Below are 20,919 nucleotides of genomic sequence, written 5' to 3'. Positions count from 1 at the left end.
ATTCACCTTCGGCCAGGCGCTGGCGGATTGGTTCAAGCGACATCGATTTACTGTAGGAGTGAGCCTGCTCGCGATTGCGGTGTTTCAGTCAAAATTTATGTCGACTGACATACCGTAATCGCGAGCAGGCTCACTCCTACAGGTGATCGGTGATAGGACCCTCAGTCCTCAGGTGCCACCATCCGCGTCTTCGGCGAACCATCCGAATTGTGCTGGTAAATCGCCTGCGGCTGACCTTTCTCATTAAAGAACACCTGCCCGATCCCCGCCGAATTCCACAGCCGCTCACCCGCTTCGGCATGCTCCGGAACATGCGGCACGATGCGCATCCGCCGGCGTTTGGTCAGCCAGTTCAGCGGCGAGCGCGGCGAGTAGAGCCAGCGGTTGAACCGGTCGAACCACTCCAGCAGCCTCGGCGGAAACTCGTTCTTGATGCCGCTGCTGGTGATCTGCCAGATCCTCGGCCCGGCCTTGCGGTGGCGGATCAGCACTTCGTAGACGAAGGAATAATGCACATCGCCCGACAGCACCACATAGTTCCCCGGTGTACGCGAGTGTCGGAAAATGTTCAGGATCACCTGCGCCGCACCGCGATGGGCCATCCAGTTTTCCGCGTCCACCAGCAGCGGATAACCCAGCCAACTGAAAACTTTTTGCACGGTTTCGATCAGCTTCACACCAAACACCGGCGCTGGCGAAACGATGATCGCCGACGGGTGATCGAGCAATTCCTGTTGCAGTTCGCTGAGGGCCTCCCAATCCAGCAGACCCGAGGGCTGCTTGAGCGTCGTTTCACTGCGCCAGCGCCGGGTGCGGGTGTCGAGCACCACCAGCGCCGGGCTGGTCGGGAGAACGTAATACCATTGTTGAAATTTCAGCAGCTCATCAATCAATGCGTCCTGCACAGGGCTGTCGAGGTAGCCATCGTTGCCGGTCGCGCTGAAACCGCCCGTCTTATCGAGCAAGCCACCGAACGCATCCGGATTGTTGCCCCAGCCCTGGCACACCATATAAGCAATCAGCGCGTTGCCGATGATGCGCTTGGAGAACGGATGGCCGTAGGCCGTTTCCTCCCATTGCGCGGAAAGATTCCAGTCATCGGTAATATCGTGATCATCAAAAATCATCAGGCACGGCAAGTGCGCAAAGGCCCGCGCGACACCGCCCAGCCCAGCCTTGAATGCGTCGATGCGGGTCTGTTCCAGTGCATAACGCTCGCGGCGTTCGGGAATCAGTTTTGGCGGTTTGGGAGCAATCAGCGTCCACGGCGTCGGCGACCACACCAACAGATACATCGCCATGACTTCAGCGAAGGTCACCAGATGATTGTCGGCACTGCTGCTGGTGAAAATCGGCTTACGCGCACCGCCGAAAAATCGCTCGCGCAGGGTTTCATTGCTCCGCAACGCCGGGAGCAAATCCGCACGGTGGTAGTAGCTGGCCGCATGTTCATAGAGCTTGGCGCTGTCGCTGACCACCGCGCCTTCGAGGTGCTCGCCGAACAATCCCAGGCGCTCGATCAAGGCATGAATGGCGCGCAACATCGGCCCGGCAACATCGTCGGCGTACACCTGATCGCCGCTCATCATCAACAATGCCGGGCGCTCGGTGGCTGCATGTTCCGTGGCCAATAAACGATCCACACAGAGCAAACCGTCAGCCGCCGGGTGATGCGGTTTGCGGCAGGAGCCATGCAGCAGCTGGTCGATCCGCGAGCGCAAAACGAAGTTCGGGGTGCGTGCCTCGCCATACAACAGATGCGGCGCCCATTCGGCGATGCCCGACCCATCGATCAGCAAGTCGTACTCGATCAACGTGTCGCAGGGCAGGGCGGTGTCCAGCGGCACGTCGATCAGATGAACAAAGGCATGGGTTCCGACCGGGATGATCGTGCATTGCCCGCCATCGAGGCGGATGTCGCCAACGTCCTGCAGGCGCAACGTCAGCGACAATTGGCGGCTGCCCACCAGCCAGAGCACCAGGCGCGCGGGCTCCAGGCGCCGCAGCATTGGGCCGGCGAGGACTGGGGGCAGGGCATCAGGGCCGTCGATCAAGGGAAGAGACATGGGCATGCGCGTTTAACACTTTCGGTGCTCAGAGGCGCGCGATGATAGCGCAGTCGGCACTGGCACCCTGAGGCAGAATCGAATTCAGGCGATAACACCTAAGCCCTGTAGGAGTGAGCCTGCTCGCGATGCGGTGTGTCAGTCACCCTCTTTAATGACTGACACACCGCATCGCGAGCAGGCTCACTCCTACAGGTATTTCACAGTTCCTCAGGCTTATGCCTCCCAACCCGCCCCGCTGACTGCCTCTTGCGCCAGCGGATGCAAATCCGCCCCATGATGCTCCGTCTGCCACGCCAGCAATTCCTTGCGCATGCCCGGCGTCCAGAACATCTGCAAATGATTCCTCACCCCCAGCACTGCCAGTTTCTGGTCCGGCTCGCTGGCGAAGTACTGGGCGATCTGGTTGACCATCTTGATCAGGTTGGCCGTGCTCATCGACGCACCTCCGCTTTCGCTTCACGGGCCTGACGGCGGTCCTTGAGCAAACGGTCCTGTTCGTCGCTGAATGCCTGGTAGCGTTTTTGCCACTCGGAAGGGTGGTAGACGCGGCTGACTTCCACGGCGGTGACTTTGTACTCCGGACAGTTGGTCGCCCAGTCGGAGTTGTCGGTGGTGATCACGTTGGCCCCCGATTCAGGGAAGTGGAACGTGGTGTACACCACGCCCGGTGCCACCCGTTCAGTGACCCGCGCCCGCAACACGGTCTGCCCGGCACGACTGCCGATGCCGACCCAGTCACCTTCGTTGATCCCTCGACCTTCGGCGTCGCTCGGGTGGATTTCCAACCGGTCTTCGTCGTGCCACGCAACGTTTTCCGTACGCCGGGTCTGCGCGCCGACGTTGTACTGGCTGAGGATGCGCCCGGTGGTCAGCAGCAGCGGATAACGGCCGTTGACCTTCTCTTCGGTGGGCACGTAACCGGTGAGCATGAACCGCCCCTTGCCGCGCACGAATTGCTCGATATGCATGGTCGGCGTGCCGTCCGGTGCCGCTGCGTTGCACGGCCATTGCAGGCTGCCGTGACGATCCAGTTCGGCGTAGCTGACGTTGGTGAAGGTCGGCGTCAGGCTGGCGATTTCATCCATGATTTGCGACGGGTGTGTGTAGTTCATCGGGTAACCCAGCGCATTGGCCAGCGCCACGGTGCCTTCCCAATCGGCCTTGCCACCCAAAGGCTCCATCACTTTGCGTACCCGAGAAATGCGTCGTTCGGCGTTGGTGAACGTGCCGTCCTTTTCCAGGAACGAACTGCCGGGCAGGAACACATGGGCGAACCGCGCGGTTTCGTTGAGGAAAATATCCTGCACCACCACGCATTCCATCGCCGACAGTGCCGCCGTTACGTGCTGGGTATTCGGATCGCTCTGGGCGATGTCTTCACCCTGGCAATACAAACCTTTGAACGTGCCGCCCAGTGCTGCTTCGAACATGTTCGGAATACGCAGGCCCGGGTCGGGTTGCAGCGTCACATTCCATGCCTGCTCGAACTGCGCCCGCACCACTTCGTTGGAAATGTGCCGATAGCCTGGCAACTCGTGCGGGAACGAGCCCATGTCGCAGGAGCCTTGCACGTTGTTCTGTCCGCGCAACGGATTCACGCCGACGCCTTCGCGACCGATGTTGCCGGTGGCCATGGCCAGGTTGGCGATGCCCATCACCGCCGTGCTGCCCTGACTGTGCTCGGTGATGCCCAAGCCGTAATAGATCGCCGCGTTGCCGCCCGTGGCAAACGAACGCGCTGCGGCGCGGATGTCGGCAGCGGGCACGCCACAGATCGGACCCAGCACTTCCGGTGAATTGTCCGCACGGCTGACGAATTCGCTCCAGCGGGTGAAATCGCTGCCTTCGCAACGGGCGTCGATAAAGGCCTGGTCTTGCAGGCCTTCGGTGATGATCGTATGGGCCAAAGCGTTGAGCATGGCGACGTTGGTGCCAGGACGCAGGGCCAGGTGCAGCTCGGCGCGAGCATGCACCGAGTCCACCAGATCAATGCGTCGCGGGTCGATAACGATCAGGCGCGCGCCTTCACGCAAGCGGCGTTTGAGTTGCGAAGCGAACACCGGGTGCGCGTCGCTGGGGTTGGCGCCCATCACCAGGATCACGTCGGCCTTCATCACCGAATCGAAACTCTGGGTGCCGGCGGATTCGCCCAGGGTTTGTTTCAAACCATAACCGGTCGGCGAATGGCAAACCCGCGCACAGGTGTCGACGTTGTTGTTGCCGAACGCGGCGCGCACCAGTTTTTGGACGAGATAGGTTTCTTCGTTGGTGCAGCGGCTGGAGGTGATACCGCCAATCGAGTCGCGGCCATATGTCTGCTGCAACCGACGGAATTCGCTGGCGGCATACGTCACCGCTTCGTCCCAGCTGACTTCCTGCCACGGGTCGTTGATGTGGTTGCGGATCATCGGTTTGGTGATGCGATCCGGGTGTGTCGCGTAGCCCCAGGCAAAACGGCCTTTGACGCAGGAATGGCCGTGGTTGGCCTGACCGTTCTTGTCCGGCACCATGCGCACCAGTTTGTCGCCTTTCATCTCGGCGCGGAACGAACAGCCGACCCCACAATAGGCACACGTGGTGATCACGCTGCGTTCCGGCTGGCCCATCTCGACCACGCTTTTTTCCATCAGCGTTGCGGTCGGGCAGGCTTGCACACAGGCGCCGCAGGACACGCATTCCGAGTCGAGGAAGTTATCGCCACCGGCCGCCGCGATCCGCGATTCAAAACCGCGCCCGGTGATGGTCAGGGCAAAGGTGCCCTGGGTTTCTTCGCAGGCGCGTACGCAGCGGTTGCAGACGATGCACTTGCTTGGGTCGTAATCGAAATAGGGATTAGATGTGTCTTTCACATCGGCCAGATGGTTGTCGCCTTCATAGCCGTAACGCACCTCACGCAGGCCGACCTGGCCGGCGACGGTTTGCAGTTCGCAGTTGCCGTTGGCCGAGCAGGTCAGGCAGTCCAGCGGGTGATCGGAAATGTACAACTCCATGACGTTGCGCCGCAGGGTGGCGAGTTTCGGCGTCTGCGTGTGCACGCTCATGCCTTCGCTGACCGGCGTGGTGCAGGACGCGGGATAGCCGCGCATGCCGTCGATTTCCACCAGGCACATACGGCACGAGCCGAAGGCTTCGAGGCTGTCGGTGGCGCACAGTTTCGGAATCGTGGTGCCCATCAGCGCCGCGGCGCGCATCACTGAAGTGCCTTCGGGCACGCTGATGCTGCGGCCATCAATATTCAGGGTGATTTGCACCTGGCTGTCGCGGGCCGGTGTGCCAAGGTCGATGTCGGTGTTCGGGTCGAAGAGCGTGATCATTGTTCGGCCTCCGAGGGCTGCAGACCGAAGTCGGCGGGGAAATACTTGAGGGCGCTGGTGACCGGAAAGGGCGCCATGCCGCCCAAGGCGCACAGCGAGCCGTATTGCATCGTGTCGCACAGATCTTTGAGGATGATCGCTTGCGCATCGCGATCACTCTGCTCCGGCGCGGCCAGCATCCGGTCGATGACCTCCACGCCCCGGGTCGAGCCGATGCGGCACGGCGTGCATTTGCCACAGGATTCCTCGGCGCAGAACTGCATGGCGAAACGTGCCATCTGGGCCATGTCCAAGGTGTCGTCAGCCACGACTACACCGCCGTGGCCAATCATCGCGCCGATGCCGGCGAAGGCTTCGTAATCCAGCGGTGTATCGAATTGCGACGGTGGCACCCAGGTGCCGAGAGGGCCGCCGACCTGCGCGGCTTTCAATGGCCGGCCACTGGCAGTGCCGCCACCGTAGTCTTCCACCAGTTCCCGCAACGTCAGGCCAAACGCCCGTTCCACCAGCCCGCCGTGACGAATATTGCCCGCCAGCTGGAAAGGCATGGTGCCCATTGAACGGCCAACCCCGTAGTCGCGATAAAACTGCGCACCTTTCGCCAGGATCAACGGCACCGAAGCCAAGGTCACCACGTTATGCACCAGCGTCGGCAAGCCGAACAGGCCCTGCAACGCAGGAATCGGCGGCTTGGCGCGGACAATGCCGCGTTTGCCTTCGAGGGAATCCAGCAGCGCGGTTTCCTCACCGCAAATATAGGCGCCGGCACCGACGCGCACTTCCATATCAAACGCCTGACCACTGCCGCCGACATTGGCGCCGAGGTAACCGGCGGCCCGGGCAATGTTCAGCGCCTGACGCAATTTGTCCACGGCGTCCGGGTATTCCGAGCGCACATAGATGTAGCCGAAGTTGGCACCGACCGTGATGCCGGCAATCGCCATGCCTTCAATCAACAGAAACGGGTCGCCTTCCATCAACATGCGATCGGCGAAAGTGCCGGAATCGCCTTCGTCGGCGTTGCACACAATGTATTTCTGCGCCGCCTGAGTGCCGCGCACCGTGCGCCACTTAATGCCGGCCGGGAACGCTGCGCCGCCCCGGCCACGCAGGCCGGAATCGAACACCGCCGTTGCAGTTTGCTCGCCGCCGATCGCGACGGCCCTGGTCAAACCTTCGAAACCGCCGTGAGCCCGGTAATCGTCCAGCGACAACGGCCGGGTAATACCGGCGCGGGCAAACAGCAAACGTTGTTGAGTTTTCAAATAAGGGATTTCTTCCACAAGCCCCAAGGCCAGTGGATGACTTGACGGCTCGCCTTGCAAGGCATCCAGCACCGACGGCACATCGGCCGCCGTCAACGGGCCGAAACCGATTCGGCCTTGCGGTGTGTCCACTTCCAGCAACGGTTCCAGCCAATACAGACCGCGCGAACTGGTGCGCTGCAACTCCAGAGGTTGATTGCGTTGCTGAGCCGCCGTGATCAAGGCCGCCGCCACCTCATCAGCACCCACGGCGCTGGCCAGCGAATCACTGGGCAGATAAAGAGCCGGCATCATGCGTCCTCCCGGCAAGCATCGAGTAGCGCATCCAGCCGCTCAGCACTGAGCCGCGCATGCACCCGGCCATCCAGTTCCAGAGCCGGCGAACAGGCGCAGGCGCCGAGGCAATAAACGGGGCGCAAACTGATGCTGCCATCGGCGCTGCTGCCGTGATCGTCCAGTTGCAAACGCTCGCGCAACTGCGCGGCCAACTGTTCGGCGCCGCGACTCTTGCACGACTCGGAGCGGCACAAACGCAGAATGTGTCGGGCCGGCGGCGCGGTACGGAAGTCATGGTAAAAACTGATCACCCCGCGAATCTCCGCCTGACTCTGATTGAGGGCGTGGGCAATCTCGGGGACAGCGGCATCGGGGATGTAACCGATGCGTTCCTGAATATCATGAAGAATGGGCAACAGCGCACCGGGGGAGCCCTGGTGGCGCTCCAGCAGACTGTTGACCAACGGCAGGTGCAAACTCTCATCAGGCATTCAGCAATCCTCACGGTCACGGACAAACCAGGCGGTTGTCGTTCGTCCGAAAGTGTCGGCTGCGGCACTCACACCACGTCACGGTTTCGTGGCATTTTCAGGCCGTTGGCCAGGGCACCCTGAACGGGCATCTTGTAGTACCCGGCGCGGTCTTCGCCGCACCTCAATAAGGGCATTAAAAGCAGATTGCCACGCGGCTTTTAAATGCCCTGCACCAAAGCGACGTGTTTGGTTCTGTCTACGACCTCTTATTGAGTCTAGAAGAATGTGGCCGGCGTGGAGGTTTCAGGATGTGTCCACTACGGATCGACGCAGGAAACAGTGTCTGTATTCGTTGCTGCCAGTGGACGGCAAGACGGCAAAATAGTAGCGTCGCGCCACTTTTTGCCTCTTTGTAACGGACTACACATGCTAATTGTTGCTCGATCTTCGCGGATGTTCTGCGCAATCACTTTCGCCGTCGTGATGACCCCGGCGCTCGCCGCCGAATGGGATGAATCCCCGGAATACGCCAAAAAGACCTACCTCTCCGATTGCCAGCAAATACTGCGGGCAGTGACCGAGGTGCAGAGCGGGCGCAAGACGCCCAAGGAAGCTTTGCCCACGCTCGACAGTTATTTGCGGACCATTACGGTACATCGCGAGAACCTCGCCCCGGGCAGCCTCGGCTCCCCCGAATTCGCCCGCTGTGAAAGCGTCGTTCCCCAAGCGAACGAGATCGCAATCAAGGGCCGTATTCAAACCGGCGAGGAGGCCGATCAGCATTTCCAGCAAGTCCAGACCGATCACCTGAACTCCTCGGAATACAAGCGTGCTCGCTCTCTGGGCTTCAGCGATGTCGGCGAAATCGGGGCACTCGACCAGCACGCCGAGCTGGATGGCGAAGCGAACCTGAAGACTTTGATGATCAAAGTCGATTCGGGTTGCGGCCGCCATTTCCGCGCCGCGAAATACGTCGAACCGTATGTGATCTATACCGTCGGCCCTTCGGATGGCAGCTGCGCCATTAACCGGAACGTCGCCGTGCTGGGCGGCAAAGCCGTGGAGTGGGGCGACTACATTGATGACGAGGAGGTTTTTCAGTACGTGGGATGGAAGAAACTGCCCGGACAGGATGAATTCCCCATCAACATTCGAGTCGTAAAAGCGCTGAAGTAACCCGCAGGGATTTTCTTCGAACGGAGGATGGACAGATGATCGACTTCAACAACAAAGGCTTCTTCAAACTCAAGCAGAACGAAGAATACGCCGAACGCGTCAGCGCACTGCTGCTGGAAGGCGAGCACGTCATCGACTCGTACAAATCCATGCGCGACGGCGTCGTCTTCACCAACAAACGCATCATCGCCGTCAACGTCCAGGGCATCACCGGCAGCAAAAAAGACTTCACCTCACTGCCCTACAAAAACATCGTCGCGTACTCGGTAGAAACCTCCGGCACCTTCGACCTGGACTCGGAACTGGAGATCTACTTCTCGTCGCTGGGCAAAGTGAAGTTCGAATTCACCGGGCGGACATCGATGGTAGAAATCTCGAAACTGATTTCCCAGCACGTGCTCTGACCCCAGCACCCAAAGGCCCCGAACCCCGGGGCCAACATTGCTCATCAACCCACCGCGACCCCTGTGGGAGCCGGCTTGCCGGCGATAGCGCCAGCCCAACCACCACAAAACCCCGCACCCAATCACAACCCCTGTAGGAGCGAGCCTGCTCGCGAAAAACTCAAACCAAACACCCATCCCGCTGAATGGCCGCTATCTTCGCGAGCAAGCTCGCTCCTACAGGTGCGTCAATGGCCAAACTCGATTCGGGCCTGTCGCCCGCTACCCCTCTGCCTGCCCTTCCGCCCGCTTATTCGCCAACTCATTATCCCGATCCCGCGTCACCGCCTTCGCCACATCATCCACCACCGCCTTACTCATCGCCGTCAAATAATGCGCGGCCCAGGCGTGGTAATCCGAGTCCTTGGCATAAGCCGCCTCCTTGGTCAGCTTCTTCGCTAGAAACAGAAAATCAGAAGCCATGGCCAACGCATTGCCGACGGGCACGTTACGCGAGACATGGAACAGCGCTTGATCGCCGCAGTAGATGGCGGGCGTGAGGCCGATGGTTGTGAGTTCGGGTTGAGTGGTCATTGGCCACTTCCGAGGATGGAGAGGCAATGGGGGAGGGCGTTACGCGATTGGAAAATGCGTAGAGGGGAAAGCCAAATTTTGTACGGATTTATTCTGGTCATGATCAACGTCCTTGATTTGAGGAGCTGTCACGAGCCTTCTCACGGGCTTGGGTGACAGCCGTGCGCGGGGTGAGAAACCGGCAATCAAGGCAACCGGTAGACCCGAAGGTCTCCCACGCACAGCCGCCATAAAGCCTTATCGCAGACGAAAAAAAACGCCACGACAGGTTTTGGGGCGCTTTGCGCCTTGATTGTTTCGGGCTCTCACACCCGGTCGCTGATTTGGCAGCGACGGTGGGAGGGTATCGTGGAGACCTCGTTCCTGCAACCTTCGAAATCGCTTGGTAATAACCTGCCCAATCACCGCGCTGACTCGGTGGATAAAGGCGCAGCGGCTGATCGTGATACCTTCGAGAAATGCACTGAAACAATGTGGCGCCATCCGTCTGGGGTTACATTTTTGCGCTTCGGGTCCTTGCGACTTCACCCCATAATCGCGCCCTGCCACCGGCTCGATCATGTCGGTGGCTCTGCTTCTCTACTAATCTGTAGCCGCTGCCACCAGATTTTTAATCGCCAAGGAGAAAGGCAATGCCAGACAACTGGAGCCCGCACGAGTCGCCTGCATCTGCAAGGGATGCTCACGAACGTTTGCCTACCTTGTCTGAATCGCCTGCGACCCTATGAGCCAAGCTGCCTTAGTCAACCCAAGCCTGCTTACCTGGTCTCGTGAGCGCGCCGGTCTCTCCACTGCGCAGGTTGCTAAAAAGCTGCCGGTAAAACCTGATCGAGTACAGGAATGGGAGGCCGGCGAGGCCAAGCCAACATTCCTTCAGGCGCAAAAGTGGGCGAGTCTCGCTCACATTCCTTTTGGCTTCCTGTTTCTACAGCAGCCTCCCGTCGAACAACTACCTTTACCTGATCTGCGGACTGTCGGCGGAATTGCGCCTCAACGTCCCAGCCTGGAATTGCTCGACACCGTCAGGGACTCCATACGCAAACAGGATTGGTACCTGGAATATCTGCAAAACCAAGAGCATCAGCCGTTGGCATTTGTCGGTCGCTTCAATAGCCGATCTCAAGTCGGCGAGGTCGTGGACGACATCCGCCGAACCCTCGGCGTGAACCCCGACGCTGCTCGATTGGATTACGACAAGTACATCCGATCCTTGATCGAGGCGGCAGAAGCGGCGGGCATTCTGGTCATGCGCAGTGGCATTGCTCTAGGGAACACTCATCGAAAACTCGAAGTCAGCGAGTTTCGGGGTTTTGCCATCAGTAATGCTACGCCCCCGTTGTCTTCGTCAACAGCTCCGACGCCCCCACCGCCCGGCTGTTCACGTTGCTCCACGAACTGGCCCATATCTGGATTGGCAGCAGCGGTGTGTCCGACGGGAACACCGCGAATGGCCGAGACGAGGAACAATTCTGCAATGCAGTTGCAGGCGAGTTTCTGGCTCCCGAAGCCAAACTCCGTGCACTGTGGAACGTCGAAGTTAACTGGGAGGAAAACTTGGCTCCGCTGGCTACTCGATTTCACATCAGTAAATTGGCGATCGGTCACCGCGCATTGGATCTTGGTTATATAAGCCAGTCCCAATACAGCGCTTACTATCGAATGACCCTCAAGGTCTTTCAGGATAAAGAAGGCGGAGCGGGTGACTATTACCGCAACGCCACCGCGAAAAAAAGTCGTCGTCTGAGCAAGGCGGTGCTGACTGAAGCAATGAGTGGCCGGATGCTGCTGCGCGATGCGGGGCATTTGCTCGGCGTGCAACCTGCCAAATTAAGGACCCTCGCCAGCAGGATCACGGGATGAATCATCTGCTCGACGCTAACACGCTGATCGAAGCAAAGAATCGCTATTACGGGATGGCAATCTGTCCTGGCTTTTGGCAGTGGTTGTTGCTGAAAAATGAAGCGTTGGCCTTATCCAGTATCGCCCCCGTAATGGATGAGTTAACCAAAGGGAATGACGAACTGGCTGATTGGGCGAAGCAGAACTCTGGGTTTTTCCACATCACCAACGATGACGCTATGCAAGAAGCATTCGTGCAAATGGCAGGGCTCGTGGCAGATCAGGCGCCGAGAATGAAGACAGGCGCCATGGAAGAGTTTTTAGCAGGTGCAGACCCTTGGTTAATTGCAAAGGCTATGACGACAGGCGCGACTTTAGTGTCTCATGAAGTACTGAATCGCGACGCTAAACGTAAATTCATCATCTCGAATATTTGTGAGCAGCTAAACGTTCCTTTTTTAAATACGTTTGGGTTGCTGCACAGGCTTGAAGCAAGGTTTGTGTTGCTTGCTTAAATCCGGTCTGTCGCTTTTCCTCACTAGCGGGTACGCAGCCAAAGAAGGGTGACAAACTTATTAATAAACCGAAAATAAATCCGTCCCCATTTTTTCGTCCCCATTTTTTGTAGCACCTAACAGTTCTGATAGTGGGCAATGGCAGGAAAGCTGGCTAATCTAGGGTTTTTCCGGTTGCAGGAGAAAGCTAATGCCTTCGCCTTTACGCAAAATCATCCTTTTGGCAGCAGATCAACAGCGCTCAGTCTTGAACGCCCTTGACGCGGATCAGTCAAATTCCATCGCTTACACATCGTATGGCCATCGCTCCTTTGAAAGTGGTTTGCTCGGGTTGGTCGGATTTAGCGGTGAACTGCCGGACCTGCTGACTGGGCATTATCATTTGGGGAATGGCTATCGGCAGTTCAATCCGATACTAATGCGGTTTAACAGTTCGGATAGTTGGAGCCCGTTTGGAAAGGGTGGGTTGAATGCGTACGCTTACTGTGAAGGGGATCCTATTAATAGGAGAGATCCGACGGGGCGCGGATTCATAAAAAATCTCATAGAAACAATGTCGGCGGGCAGAGGAAAACCACTAAGTTATCGTGCGCAGCATGCGCTGTATGTGACTAGAGATCGTTTGGGAGGACGACAGAAAATACAACAACTGGCGAAAGCGCAAAATGTCAGTAGAGAAACTTATTTGTTGGATAGTGCTGTTGAAGGGGCGGCCCTTGCCGCACAGAACGATATGTATGCTTTTAAAAATCCGTCACCCCCATTAAATACCTTGGACCAATCACTGGAGCTTACTGCTAGGTTCAGAAAGTCAGTCCAGAGAAATACCAGTGTATATACTGAGCTTAGATGGAGGGGTAGAAAAATTTTAACTGATCGTCCATTTAGTGAGGTGGAAAGTTTTCTAGAAGCAGTTGATAGATTTCATCATCGCGAAATGCCTTTAATCAGCTCGCAAAGATATCATCTACTCAGCGACCGAAGAGTGAATGACCTCCCGCCTCGATATGAGGACATTTTTTCAGAGGGTTCCGAATTAAGCGCAACCGCTAGTAGTGTCATTCGTAGGTCATGACAGCCATTCACTCAAGATGGATGACGAGAAAGTAGTGTTGTGTATATCCAATCCAAGTTAATTGAAAAGTGGACAGATATGTCTTCGTATCAGCCAAGCCACTAGCCACTAGCCACTAGCCACTAGCTAATAGGTGTAAAGGGTTACTAAACTTTCCCTAACCCGATCATTCACTGAATATCTTTCAGGTAATCCCTGAGCGCAATGAGCGGCCCATCAAGCTGCTCCATCGTCCGTGCACTGCCGAAATCAGCTGACAACCGTTGCAGCTCTCGCCCTAGCGGCGTATCCGCCCCGCCTATAGCGTCCAGCGCCAAACCTACGCAGTGCGCCACTCTAAACTGAATACCCTCGACATCACCCCGGCGCACCAGCAAGCCAAATACCTCCCGCTCGTAATCGCTCATGATCGGATCGTCCCGCAGAATCGGACTTGAATCTTCCTTCTCATAAGCCAGCTTGAGCGCGAAAAGGGCAACGGTTTCCAGAGGCAATTCCATTTTGTGAATCCTTGAATCGTTAGCCGAGCGGTTTCGGGTTGTGGCGTTGGAAAGCAGGATCAAAAGATCGCAGCCTTCGGCAGCTCCTACACAGGTAGGCGGGGTGTCAGGCGCTTTTCTACAGGCGAAAAAAAAGGCCTTGCAAAGCAAGACCTTTCTTAATTTTGGTGCCCCGAGGGAGACTCGAACTCCCACTTCTTGCGAAAACGGATTTTGAATCCGCCGCGTCTACCAATTCCGCCATCAGGGCTCAATGGCGGCGAAGTATAGAGATGAGATAACCGTTGGTCAATCAGGTACATGGAGAATTTTTACTATTTCCGCTAGACTTCCGGGCCCTGCTAGACGAACCCCATCATGCGCGTTGCTGACTTTACTTTCGAACTCCCTGATTCGCTGATTGCTCGCCACCCTCTGGCCGAGCGTCGCAACAGTCGCCTGTTGACCCTTGATGGGGTCAGCGGCGCCCTGGCACACCGTCAATTCACTGATTTGCTCGAGCATTTGCGCCCGGGCGATTTGATGGTGTTCAACAATACCCGGGTGATTCCGGCGCGACTGTTTGGCCAGAAGGCTTCCGGCGGCAAGCTGGAAATCCTGGTGGAGCGGGTACTGGACAGCCATCGCGTGCTGGCCCATGTGCGGTCCAGCAAGTCGCCGAAGCCGGGTTCGAAGATCCTGATCGATGGCGGGGGCGAGGCCGAGATGCTGGCGCGCCACGATGCGTTGTTCGAGCTGGGGTTTGCCGAAGAGGTGTTGCCGCTGCTCGACCGCGTCGGGCACATGCCGTTGCCTCCTTATATAGACCGCCCGGATGAAGGCGCGGACCGCGAGCGTTATCAGACGGTGTACGCCGAGCGCCTGGGCGCGGTGGCGGCGCCGACGGCGGGGCTGCATTTCGATCAGCCGCTGCTGGACGCGATTGCGGCCAAGGGCGTCGAGACCGCGTTCGTGACCTTGCACGTCGGCGCGGGCACGTTCCAGCCGGTGCGGGTCGAGAAGATCGAAGACCATCACATGCACAGCGAATGGCTGGAAGTCGGCCAGGACGTGGTCGATGCCGTGGCCGCGTGCCGCGCTCGCGGTGGGCGCGTGGTGGCGGTGGGGACCACCAGCGTGCGTTCGCTGGAAAGTGCCGCGCGCGATGGCGTGCTCAAGCCGTTCAGTGGCGACACCGACATCTTTATCTACCCGGGCCGGCCGTTTCATGTGGTAGATGCCTTGGTCACCAATTTCCATTTGCCCGAATCCACGCTGTTGATGCTGGTTTCGGCGTTCGCCGGTTATCCCGAAGCCATGGCCGCCTATAAAGCCGCCGTGGAGCATCAATACCGCTTTTTCAGCTACGGTGATGCGATGTTTATCACCCGTAATCCCGCGCCACGTGGCCCTGAGGACAAAGAATGAGTCGCCAAAGTCGTATGTCGTTTGAGTTGCTTGCTACTGACGGCAAGGCTCGTCGCGGTCGTTTGACCTTCCCGCGCGGTACCGTCGAGACCCCGGCTTTCATGCCGGTCGGTACTTACGGCACTGTGAAGGGCATGCTGCCGCGGGACATCACCGCGACCGGCGCAGAAATCATTCTGGGCAACACCTTTCACTTGTGGCTGCGTCCGGGCACGGAAGTGATCAAGAAGCACGGCGACCTGCACGATTTCATGCAGTGGAAAGGCCCGATTCTTACAGACTCCGGCGGTTTTCAGGTGTTCAGCCTGGGCGCGATGCGCAAGATCAAGGAGGAGGGCGTGACCTTCGCTTCTCCGGTCGACGGCGCCAAGGTGTTCATGGGCCCGGAAGAGTCGATGCAGGTCCAGCGTGACCTGGGCTCGGACATCGTGATGATTTTCGACGAATGCACGCCGTACCCGGCGGACGAAGATGTCGCGCGAATTTCCATGGAGCTGTCGCTGCGTTGGGCCAAGCGCTCGAAAGAAGCCCATGGCGACAACACGGCGGCGCTGTTCGGCATCGTGCAGGGCGGTATGCACCAGGATCTGCGCATGCGCTCGCTGGAAGGCCTCGACAACATCGGCTTTGATGGCTTGGCCATTGGCGGTCTGTCGGTGGGCGAGCCGAAGCACGAAATGATCAAGGTGCTGGATTACCTGCCGGGTCAGATGCCGGCGGACAAACCTCGTTACCTTATGGGCGTTGGCAAACCGGAAGATCTGGTTGAGGGTGTGCGCCGCGGTGTGGACATGTTCGATTGCGTGATGCCAACCCGTAATGCCCGCAATGGGCATCTGTTCATCGATACCGGCGTGCTGAAGATCCGAAACGCGTTCCATCGCCATGATGATTCGCCGCTCGATCCGACCTGCGATTGCTATACCTGCCAGAACTTCTCCCGCGCTTATCTGCATCACCTGGACAAGTGCGGCGAAATGCTCGGGAGCATGCTCAATACCATCCATAACTTGCGTCATTATCAAGTGCTTATGGCTGGTTTGCGCGAGGCTATTCAACAGGGTACATTGGCCGCCTTTGTCGATGCCTTCTACGCCAAACGCGGGTTACCTGTTCCGCCTTTGGACTGAGTTTTCTGACCCCAAGATTCAACATTTGCAACTGGAGTGCTAAATGAGCTTTTTTATCTCTAATGCCATGGCTGACGCCGCTGCACCTGCTGCTGCCGGCCCGATGGGCGGTGGTTTTGAGTGGATTTTCCTGGTCGGCTTCCTGGTCATCTTCTACCTGATGATCTGGCGTCCACAGGCCAAGCGCGCCAAAGAGCAGAAAAACCTGCTGGGCAGCCTGGCCAAAGGCGACGAAGTTGTGACCACTGGCGGCATCGCCGGCAAGATCACTAAAGTAGCCGACGATTTCGTGGTTCTGGAAGTTTCCGACACCGTCGAAATGAAGTTCCAGAAGGGCGCCATTGCCGCCACGCTGCCAAAAGGCACGCTGAAAGCGATCTAAGTTTCAACTTCTACTCAATCGACGGGGCGCGCAAGGCGCCCCGCGTCATAAGCGGGCGGCGTGATGCTGAACAAATACCCTCTGTGGAAATACATTCTGATCCTGGCGGTGCTGGCGGTCGGTCTGATTTATTCCGCTCCCAATCTATATCCTGATGACCCGGCCATTCAGGTCAGCGGTGCGAGCACTGCGCTGCTGGTCAATCAGGCTGATCTGGACCGTGTGAGCGTTGCGCTCAAAGAGTCCGGGATCAACGTCAAGGCGGCCACGCTGGCGGCCAACGGCAAGGGCGGCCTGATTCGCCTGACCAAGGCTGAAGACCAGTTGCCGGCCAAAGACGTCGTACGCAAGGCATTGGGTGATGACTACGTCGTTGCACTGAACCTGGCGCAAACCACCCCGCAATGGCTGCGCAGCCTCGGCGCGCACCCGATGAAGCTGGGTCTGGACTTGTCCGGTGGTGTGCACTTCCTGCTCGAAGTGGACATGGACAAAGCCCTCGACGCACGCTTGAAAGTTTACGAAGGCGATGTGAAAAGCCTGTTGCGCAAAGAGAAACTGCGTTATCGCAGCCTGCCGCAACTCAACGGTGCCATTCAGTTGGGCTTCTCTGATGAAGCTTCCCGTGAACAGGCCCGCGCACTGATCCGCAAGAGCTTCAACGATTTCGACATTGTTCCGGCCGACCTCAATGGTCAGGCGGTACTGCGTCTGGCGATGACCCCGGCCAAGCTGGCGGAAATCCGTGAATACTCCATCAAGCAGAACTTGACCACGGTGCGTAACCGCGTCAACGAGCTGGGTGTTGCCGAACCGATCGTCCAGCGTCAGGGCGCCAACCGCATCGTGGTTGAGCTGCCGGGCGTGCAGGACACCGCAGAAGCCAAGCGTATCCTCGGCAAGACGGCCAACCTTGAATTTCGCTTGGCGGCTGAGCCTGGCGCTTCGAAAGCCACTTCCGAATCCTTCGAGTTCCGTGAAGGCAAGCGTCCGCCGGCGCAGATCGAGCGTGGCCTGATCATCACTGGCGACCAGGTGACTGACGCCAAGGCTGGCTTCGGCGAGCACGGCACGCCAGAAGTGAACATCCGTCTGGATGGCCACGGTGGCGAGCTGATGAGCCGTGCGACCCGTTCGAACGTCGGCCGCAGCATGGCGGTGATCTTCATCGAGCAGCGTCCGGTGACCACTTACGTCAAGCAAGTGGTTAACGGCGTCGAGAAAGACGTGCCGATTCAAACCTTCAAAGAAGAGAAGAAGATCATCAGCCTGGCGACCATCCAGTCGCCGCTGGGTGCTCAATTCCGCATCACGGGCCTGAACGGTCAGGGCGAGTCGTCTGAACTGGCGCTGCTGTTGCGTGCCGGTGGTCTGGCTGCGCCGATGTACTTCGCTGAAGAGCGCACTATTGGCCCGAGCCTGGGTGCGGACAACATCACCAAAGGTATCGATGCGTCGCTGTGGGGCATGCTGTTTGTCTCGCTGTTCATCATCGCCATCTATCGCTTCTTCGGCATCATCGCTACCGTCGCGCTGGGCGTGAACATGGTGCTGCTGCTGGCCCTGATGTCGCTGCTGGGTGCAACGCTGACCCTGCCGGGTATCGCCGGTATCGTTTTGACCATGGGTATGGCGGTCGACGCCAACGTGCTGATCTTCTCGCGGATTCGTGAAGAGATCGCGGCGGGCATGACCGTACAACGGGCAATCAACGAAGGCTTCGGCCGGGCATTTACTGCGATTCTCGACGCCAACCTGACCACATTGCTGGTCGGCGGGATTCTCTTTGCGATGGGCACCGGCCCGGTCAAAGGCTTTGCAGTGACCATGTCCCTCGGGATCTTTACCTCGATGTTCACGGCCATCATGGTGACCCGCGCGATGGTCAACCTGATCTTCGGCGGTCGTGACTTCAAGAAGTTGTGGATTTAAGGGGCTGCCATGTTACGTACAATCAACTTCATGGGCGTTCGCAACTTCGCGTTCGGCGTCACATTGTTCCTTACTGCACTGGCACTGTTCAGTGTTGCCACCAAGGGCATGAACTGGGGCCTGGACTTCACCGGCGGTACGCTCATCGAGCTGACCTACGAGCGTCCGGCTGATGTCACCAAGGTGCGTGAGCAACTGGTCGTTTCGGGTTATCACGAAGCCATCGTGCAGAGCTTCGGCGCAACCACCGATTTGCTGGTGCGCATGCCGGGGGAAGACCCGCAGTTGGGGCATCAAGTGGCTGAAGCGCTGCTGAAAGTCGGCGGCGACAACCCGGCGACGGTCAAGCGCGTCGAGTTCGTTGGCCCGCAGGTCGGTGAAGAGCTGCGCGACCAGGGCGGCCTCGGCATGCTGATGGCGCTGGGTGGCATCCTGATCTACCTGGCCTTCCGCTTTCAGTGGAAGTTCGCGGTCGGTGCGATTGTTTCGCTGATCCACGACGTGATCGTGACCATCGGTATCCTGTCGTTCTTCCAGATCACCTTCGACCTGACGGTACTGGCGGCGGTGCTGGCGATCATCGGTTACTCGCTCAACGACACCATCGTGGTATTCGACCGGGTTCGTGAGAACTTCCGTGTGCTGCGCAAGGCCAACCTGATCGAGAACATCAATATCTCGACCACGCAAACCCTGCTGCGGACCATGGCGACTTCGATCTCCACATTGTTGGCGATTGCGGCACTGTTGTTCTTTGGTGGCGACAACCTGTTCGGCTTCTCCATCGCGCTGTTCATCGGTGTTCTGGCGGGTACTTACTCGTCGATCTACATCGCGAACGTGGTGCTGATCTGGCTGAACCTGAACAGCGAGGATCTGATTCCTCCTGCGGCGACCGAGAAGGAAGTCGACGACCGTCCATAACGGCCATCGCTTTCCCGCCTGTCAGCCTAAAAAGGCGCGAGTTGAACTCGCGCCTTTTTTTATGCTCCAAGGCTGGGAGAAGCGCGGGCCTGTCCCGCATGTGAAGGTCAGGAGGTTCATGTGAACAAGTCGTTGCTGGTTGGTGCGGTATTGGGTGCTGTCGGTGTCACTGCCGGGGGTGCTGTTGCCACCTACAGCCTGGTTAAAAGCGGCCCTGAGTATGCGCAAGTGCTAGCCGTTGACCCGGTCAAGACACAAATCAAGACGCCACGTGAAGTGTGCAAGGACGTTGCAGTAACCCGGCAGGCGCCGGTCAAAGATCAACACCAGATCCTCGGCACCGCCATCGGTGCGGTAGCCGGTGGTTTGCTGGGTAACCAGATCGGTGGTGGCACCGGCAAGAAGATTGCCACGGTGGCCGGTGCGGTCGGTGGTGGTTACGCCGGTAACAAGGTTCAGGAAGGCATGCAGAACCGCGACACCTACACCACGACGCAGACTCGCTGTAACACAGTGAATGACATCAGCGACAAGGTTGTAGGGTACGACGTTCGTTATTCGCTGGACGGCAAGGAAGGCAAAGTGCGGATGGATCGTGATCCGGGTAACCAGATTCCGGTCGACAAGGAAGGCAAGCTGGTTCTGTCCCAGGCTCAGCCGGGGCAGTAAGCAGTTCTGGTATAAAAAAAGCACCCCGAAGGGTGCTTTTTTGTGGGCGCTCGCTTAGCGTTTCAGCGACGCCGGCAGGTGCGGCTGGATCGCCGTCAGCACTGCTTTGAAGCACTTTGTGTTACCGGCAACGATGTGGCCTTTCTCAAGGAAATCGTGACCGCCGGTGAAGTCGCTCACCAAGCCGCCCGCTTCCTGGATCAGCAGCGCGCCTGCTGCCATGTCCCACTCGGACAGGCCCGACTCCCAGAAAGCGTCGAAACGGCCGGCAGCCACGTAGGCCAGGTCCAGGCTCGCGGCGCCAGCGCGGCGGATGCCGGCGGTCTGGCCCACCAGGGCGCGGAACATGCCCAGGTAGTTGTCGAGGTTGTCCATCTGGCTGTCACGGAACGGGAAGCCAGTGCCGAGCAGGGCGCCGTCCAGGCTGGTGCGACCGCTGACGCGCAGGCGACGACCGTTCAGTTGAGCGCCACGACCACGGCTGGCGGTGAATTCTTCCTGGCGAACCGGGTCCAGAACAACAGCGTGTTCCAGGCGACCGCGGTATTTGCAAGCGATGCTGACAGCGAAGTGAGGAATGCCGCGCAGGAAGTTGGTGGTGCCGTCCAGCGGATCGATGATCCACAGGTATTCTTCGCCTTCGATCCCGGTGCCGGCGTGCATGCCGGTCTCTTCACCCATGATCGAGTGGTTCGGGTAAGCCTTGCGCAGCGCGTCGATGATTTTCTGTTCAGCGGCGCGGTCCACCTCGGATACGTAATCCTTGGCGTCTTTTTCGTCGACCTTGATGGTATCCAGGCGCTCGATGGAGCGGAAGATCAATTCACTGGCGCTGCGGGCGGCGCGCAGCGCGATATTCAGCATGGGCTGCATGGATGTGTCACCTAAGGTTGTTAAAGAAAGCCGGGCATTCTATCAGAACTTTTCTACAGGTGAAGGACGGTGTTCGCTTTCATGGCTTAACGGTAGGATGCGCTGTAAGATTCGGCTCCCTAT

At 58.4% G+C, this 20,919-nt stretch carries 18 protein-coding genes, 1 tRNA gene and 1 pseudogene; 11 read left to right on the top strand and 9 right to left on the bottom strand.

Features of this window, described 5'->3' with window-relative positions; genetic code table 11:
- Positions 1-161: 161 nt before the first annotated feature.
- The 5 genes from ACYZT4_RS15910 to ACYZT4_RS15890 all read right to left on the bottom strand — a co-directional run bounded on the left by ACYZT4_RS15910 (position 162) and on the right by ACYZT4_RS15890 (position 7,415).
- Positions 162-2,072, bottom strand: coding sequence for an alkaline phosphatase D family protein (locus ACYZT4_RS15910; protein WP_461981147.1), 1,911 nt, complete (start codon positions 2,070-2,072; stop codon positions 162-164).
- A gap of 210 nt (positions 2,073-2,282) precedes the next feature.
- A complete protein-coding gene (locus ACYZT4_RS15905) occupies positions 2,283-2,504 on the bottom strand; it encodes a formate dehydrogenase subunit delta (protein WP_461981145.1) in 222 nt (73 codons plus the stop codon).
- Positions 2,501-5,383, bottom strand: a complete 2,883-nt coding sequence (gene fdhF, locus ACYZT4_RS15900; protein ID WP_461981143.1) for a formate dehydrogenase subunit alpha — start codon at positions 5,381-5,383, stop codon at positions 2,501-2,503. Before fdhF ends, ACYZT4_RS15905 begins: the two co-directional genes overlap by 4 nt.
- The gene (locus ACYZT4_RS15895; RefSeq protein ID WP_461981141.1) at positions 5,380-6,942 is read right to left on the bottom strand and encodes a formate dehydrogenase beta subunit; all 1,563 of its coding nucleotides are present in this window, start codon (positions 6,940-6,942) and stop codon (positions 5,380-5,382) included. Before ACYZT4_RS15895 ends, fdhF begins: the two co-directional genes overlap by 4 nt.
- Positions 6,939-7,415, bottom strand: a complete 477-nt coding sequence (locus tag ACYZT4_RS15890) for a formate dehydrogenase subunit gamma (protein WP_461981139.1) — start codon at positions 7,413-7,415, stop codon at positions 6,939-6,941. Before ACYZT4_RS15890 ends, ACYZT4_RS15895 begins: the two co-directional genes overlap by 4 nt.
- A 408-nt stretch (positions 7,416-7,823) precedes the next feature.
- On the opposite strand from ACYZT4_RS15890, the gene ACYZT4_RS15885 reads away from it, so the two are divergent.
- Both ACYZT4_RS15885 and ACYZT4_RS15880 read left to right on the top strand, forming a co-directional pair.
- Complete coding sequence (locus tag ACYZT4_RS15885; RefSeq protein ID WP_461981138.1) at positions 7,824-8,573, top strand: hypothetical protein; 750 nt, start codon at positions 7,824-7,826, stop codon at positions 8,571-8,573.
- 35 nt (positions 8,574-8,608) lie between these two features.
- Entirely contained in the window at positions 8,609-8,977 is a 369-nt protein-coding gene (locus ACYZT4_RS15880) for a PH domain-containing protein (protein WP_461981136.1), read from the top strand.
- A 261-nt stretch (positions 8,978-9,238) separates the two neighbouring features.
- Here ACYZT4_RS15880 and ACYZT4_RS15875 read toward each other — a convergent pair whose 3' ends face one another.
- On the bottom strand, positions 9,239-9,550 hold the full coding sequence (locus ACYZT4_RS15875) for a DUF3077 domain-containing protein (RefSeq protein WP_461981134.1): 312 nt from the start codon (positions 9,548-9,550) through the stop codon (positions 9,239-9,241).
- Between the two features lie 724 nt (positions 9,551-10,274).
- On the opposite strand from ACYZT4_RS15875, the pseudogene ACYZT4_RS15870 reads away from it, so the two are divergent.
- From ACYZT4_RS15870 to ACYZT4_RS15860, 3 genes and pseudogenes are all read left to right on the top strand, one after another.
- Positions 10,275-11,410 (top strand): annotated as a pseudogene (locus ACYZT4_RS15870) (ImmA/IrrE family metallo-endopeptidase).
- Positions 11,407-11,904, top strand: coding sequence for a DUF4411 family protein (locus ACYZT4_RS15865; RefSeq protein WP_461981132.1), 498 nt, complete (start codon positions 11,407-11,409; stop codon positions 11,902-11,904). Before ACYZT4_RS15870 ends, ACYZT4_RS15865 begins: the two are co-directional and overlap by 4 nt.
- Positions 11,905-12,094: 190 nt before the next feature.
- Entirely contained in the window at positions 12,095-12,979 is an 885-nt protein-coding gene (locus ACYZT4_RS15860; protein WP_461981130.1) for an RHS repeat-associated core domain-containing protein, read from the top strand.
- A gap of 170 nt (positions 12,980-13,149) precedes the next feature.
- On the opposite strand, the gene ACYZT4_RS15855 is transcribed toward ACYZT4_RS15860, so the two are convergent.
- Positions 13,150-13,479 carry a hypothetical protein gene (locus tag ACYZT4_RS15855; RefSeq protein ID WP_461981128.1) on the bottom strand — a complete coding sequence of 110 codons (330 nt, stop codon included), beginning with the start codon at positions 13,477-13,479 and terminating at the stop codon, positions 13,150-13,152.
- A gap of 165 nt (positions 13,480-13,644) precedes the next feature.
- Positions 13,645-13,729, bottom strand: a tRNA-Leu gene (locus ACYZT4_RS15850).
- A gap of 107 nt (positions 13,730-13,836) precedes the next feature.
- Here ACYZT4_RS15850 and queA point away from each other — a divergent pair.
- The 6 genes from queA (at position 13,837) to ACYZT4_RS15820 (ending at position 19,923) form a co-directional block, all read left to right on the top strand.
- Positions 13,837-14,886 carry a tRNA preQ1(34) S-adenosylmethionine ribosyltransferase-isomerase QueA gene (queA, locus tag ACYZT4_RS15845; RefSeq protein ID WP_461981126.1) on the top strand — a complete coding sequence of 350 codons (1,050 nt, stop codon included), beginning with the start codon at positions 13,837-13,839 and terminating at the stop codon, positions 14,884-14,886.
- Positions 14,887-14,900: 14 nt separating this feature from the next.
- Positions 14,901-16,016: a tRNA guanosine(34) transglycosylase Tgt gene (gene tgt, locus ACYZT4_RS15840; protein WP_283184523.1), complete on the top strand. Its 1,116-nt coding sequence runs from the start codon at positions 14,901-14,903 to the stop codon at positions 16,014-16,016.
- Between the two features lie 43 nt (positions 16,017-16,059).
- Positions 16,060-16,398, top strand: coding sequence for a preprotein translocase subunit YajC (gene yajC, locus ACYZT4_RS15835; RefSeq protein ID WP_461981124.1), 339 nt, complete (start codon positions 16,060-16,062; stop codon positions 16,396-16,398).
- Between the two features lie 63 nt (positions 16,399-16,461).
- A complete protein-coding gene (gene secD, locus ACYZT4_RS15830; protein WP_461981122.1) occupies positions 16,462-18,330 on the top strand; it encodes a protein translocase subunit SecD in 1,869 nt (622 codons plus the stop codon).
- A 9-nt stretch (positions 18,331-18,339) separates the two neighbouring features.
- Positions 18,340-19,254, top strand: coding sequence for a protein translocase subunit SecF (secF, locus tag ACYZT4_RS15825; RefSeq protein ID WP_461981120.1), 915 nt, complete (start codon positions 18,340-18,342; stop codon positions 19,252-19,254).
- 120 nt (positions 19,255-19,374) lie between these two features.
- Complete coding sequence (locus tag ACYZT4_RS15820; protein WP_461981118.1) at positions 19,375-19,923, top strand: glycine zipper 2TM domain-containing protein; 549 nt, start codon at positions 19,375-19,377, stop codon at positions 19,921-19,923.
- A 54-nt stretch (positions 19,924-19,977) separates the two neighbouring features.
- On the opposite strand, the gene suhB is transcribed toward ACYZT4_RS15820, so the two are convergent.
- The gene (suhB, locus tag ACYZT4_RS15815) at positions 19,978-20,796 is read right to left on the bottom strand and encodes a type III secretion system regulator SuhB (protein ID WP_461981116.1); all 819 of its coding nucleotides are present in this window, start codon (positions 20,794-20,796) and stop codon (positions 19,978-19,980) included.
- Positions 20,797-20,919: the final 123 nt, after the last annotated feature.

The organism is Pseudomonas sp. GB2N2, assembly GCF_054897705.1.
This window is presented reverse-complemented; position numbering and strand designations above follow the sequence as displayed.

What these genes read in the sequence shown, in the direction of transcription:
- ACYZT4_RS15910 (WP_461981147.1), bottom strand. Translation starts at nt 2,072, where the DNA reads ATGCCCATGTCTCTTCCCTTGATCGACGGCCCTGATGCCCTGCCCCCA.
- ACYZT4_RS15905 (WP_461981145.1), bottom strand. Translation starts at nt 2,504, where the DNA reads ATGAGCACGGCCAACCTGATCAAGATGGTCAACCAGATCGCCCAGTAC.
- fdhF (WP_461981143.1), bottom strand. Translation starts at nt 5,383, where the DNA reads ATGATCACGCTCTTCGACCCGAACACCGACATCGACCTTGGCACACCG.
- ACYZT4_RS15895 (WP_461981141.1), bottom strand. Translation starts at nt 6,942, where the DNA reads ATGATGCCGGCTCTTTATCTGCCCAGTGATTCGCTGGCCAGCGCCGTG.
- ACYZT4_RS15890 (WP_461981139.1), bottom strand. Translation starts at nt 7,415, where the DNA reads ATGCCTGATGAGAGTTTGCACCTGCCGTTGGTCAACAGTCTGCTGGAG.
- ACYZT4_RS15885 (WP_461981138.1), top strand. Translation starts at nt 7,824, where the DNA reads ATGCTAATTGTTGCTCGATCTTCGCGGATGTTCTGCGCAATCACTTTC.
- ACYZT4_RS15880 (WP_461981136.1), top strand. Translation starts at nt 8,609, where the DNA reads ATGATCGACTTCAACAACAAAGGCTTCTTCAAACTCAAGCAGAACGAA.
- ACYZT4_RS15875 (WP_461981134.1), bottom strand. Translation starts at nt 9,550, where the DNA reads ATGACCACTCAACCCGAACTCACAACCATCGGCCTCACGCCCGCCATC.
- ACYZT4_RS15865 (WP_461981132.1), top strand. Translation starts at nt 11,407, where the DNA reads ATGAATCATCTGCTCGACGCTAACACGCTGATCGAAGCAAAGAATCGC.
- ACYZT4_RS15860 (WP_461981130.1), top strand. Translation starts at nt 12,095, where the DNA reads ATGCCTTCGCCTTTACGCAAAATCATCCTTTTGGCAGCAGATCAACAG.
- ACYZT4_RS15855 (WP_461981128.1), bottom strand. Translation starts at nt 13,479, where the DNA reads ATGGAATTGCCTCTGGAAACCGTTGCCCTTTTCGCGCTCAAGCTGGCT.
- queA (WP_461981126.1), top strand. Translation starts at nt 13,837, where the DNA reads ATGCGCGTTGCTGACTTTACTTTCGAACTCCCTGATTCGCTGATTGCT.
- tgt (WP_283184523.1), top strand. Translation starts at nt 14,901, where the DNA reads ATGTCGTTTGAGTTGCTTGCTACTGACGGCAAGGCTCGTCGCGGTCGT.
- yajC (WP_461981124.1), top strand. Translation starts at nt 16,060, where the DNA reads ATGAGCTTTTTTATCTCTAATGCCATGGCTGACGCCGCTGCACCTGCT.
- secD (WP_461981122.1), top strand. Translation starts at nt 16,462, where the DNA reads ATGCTGAACAAATACCCTCTGTGGAAATACATTCTGATCCTGGCGGTG.
- secF (WP_461981120.1), top strand. Translation starts at nt 18,340, where the DNA reads ATGTTACGTACAATCAACTTCATGGGCGTTCGCAACTTCGCGTTCGGC.
- suhB (WP_461981116.1), bottom strand. Translation starts at nt 20,796, where the DNA reads ATGCAGCCCATGCTGAATATCGCGCTGCGCGCCGCCCGCAGCGCCAGT.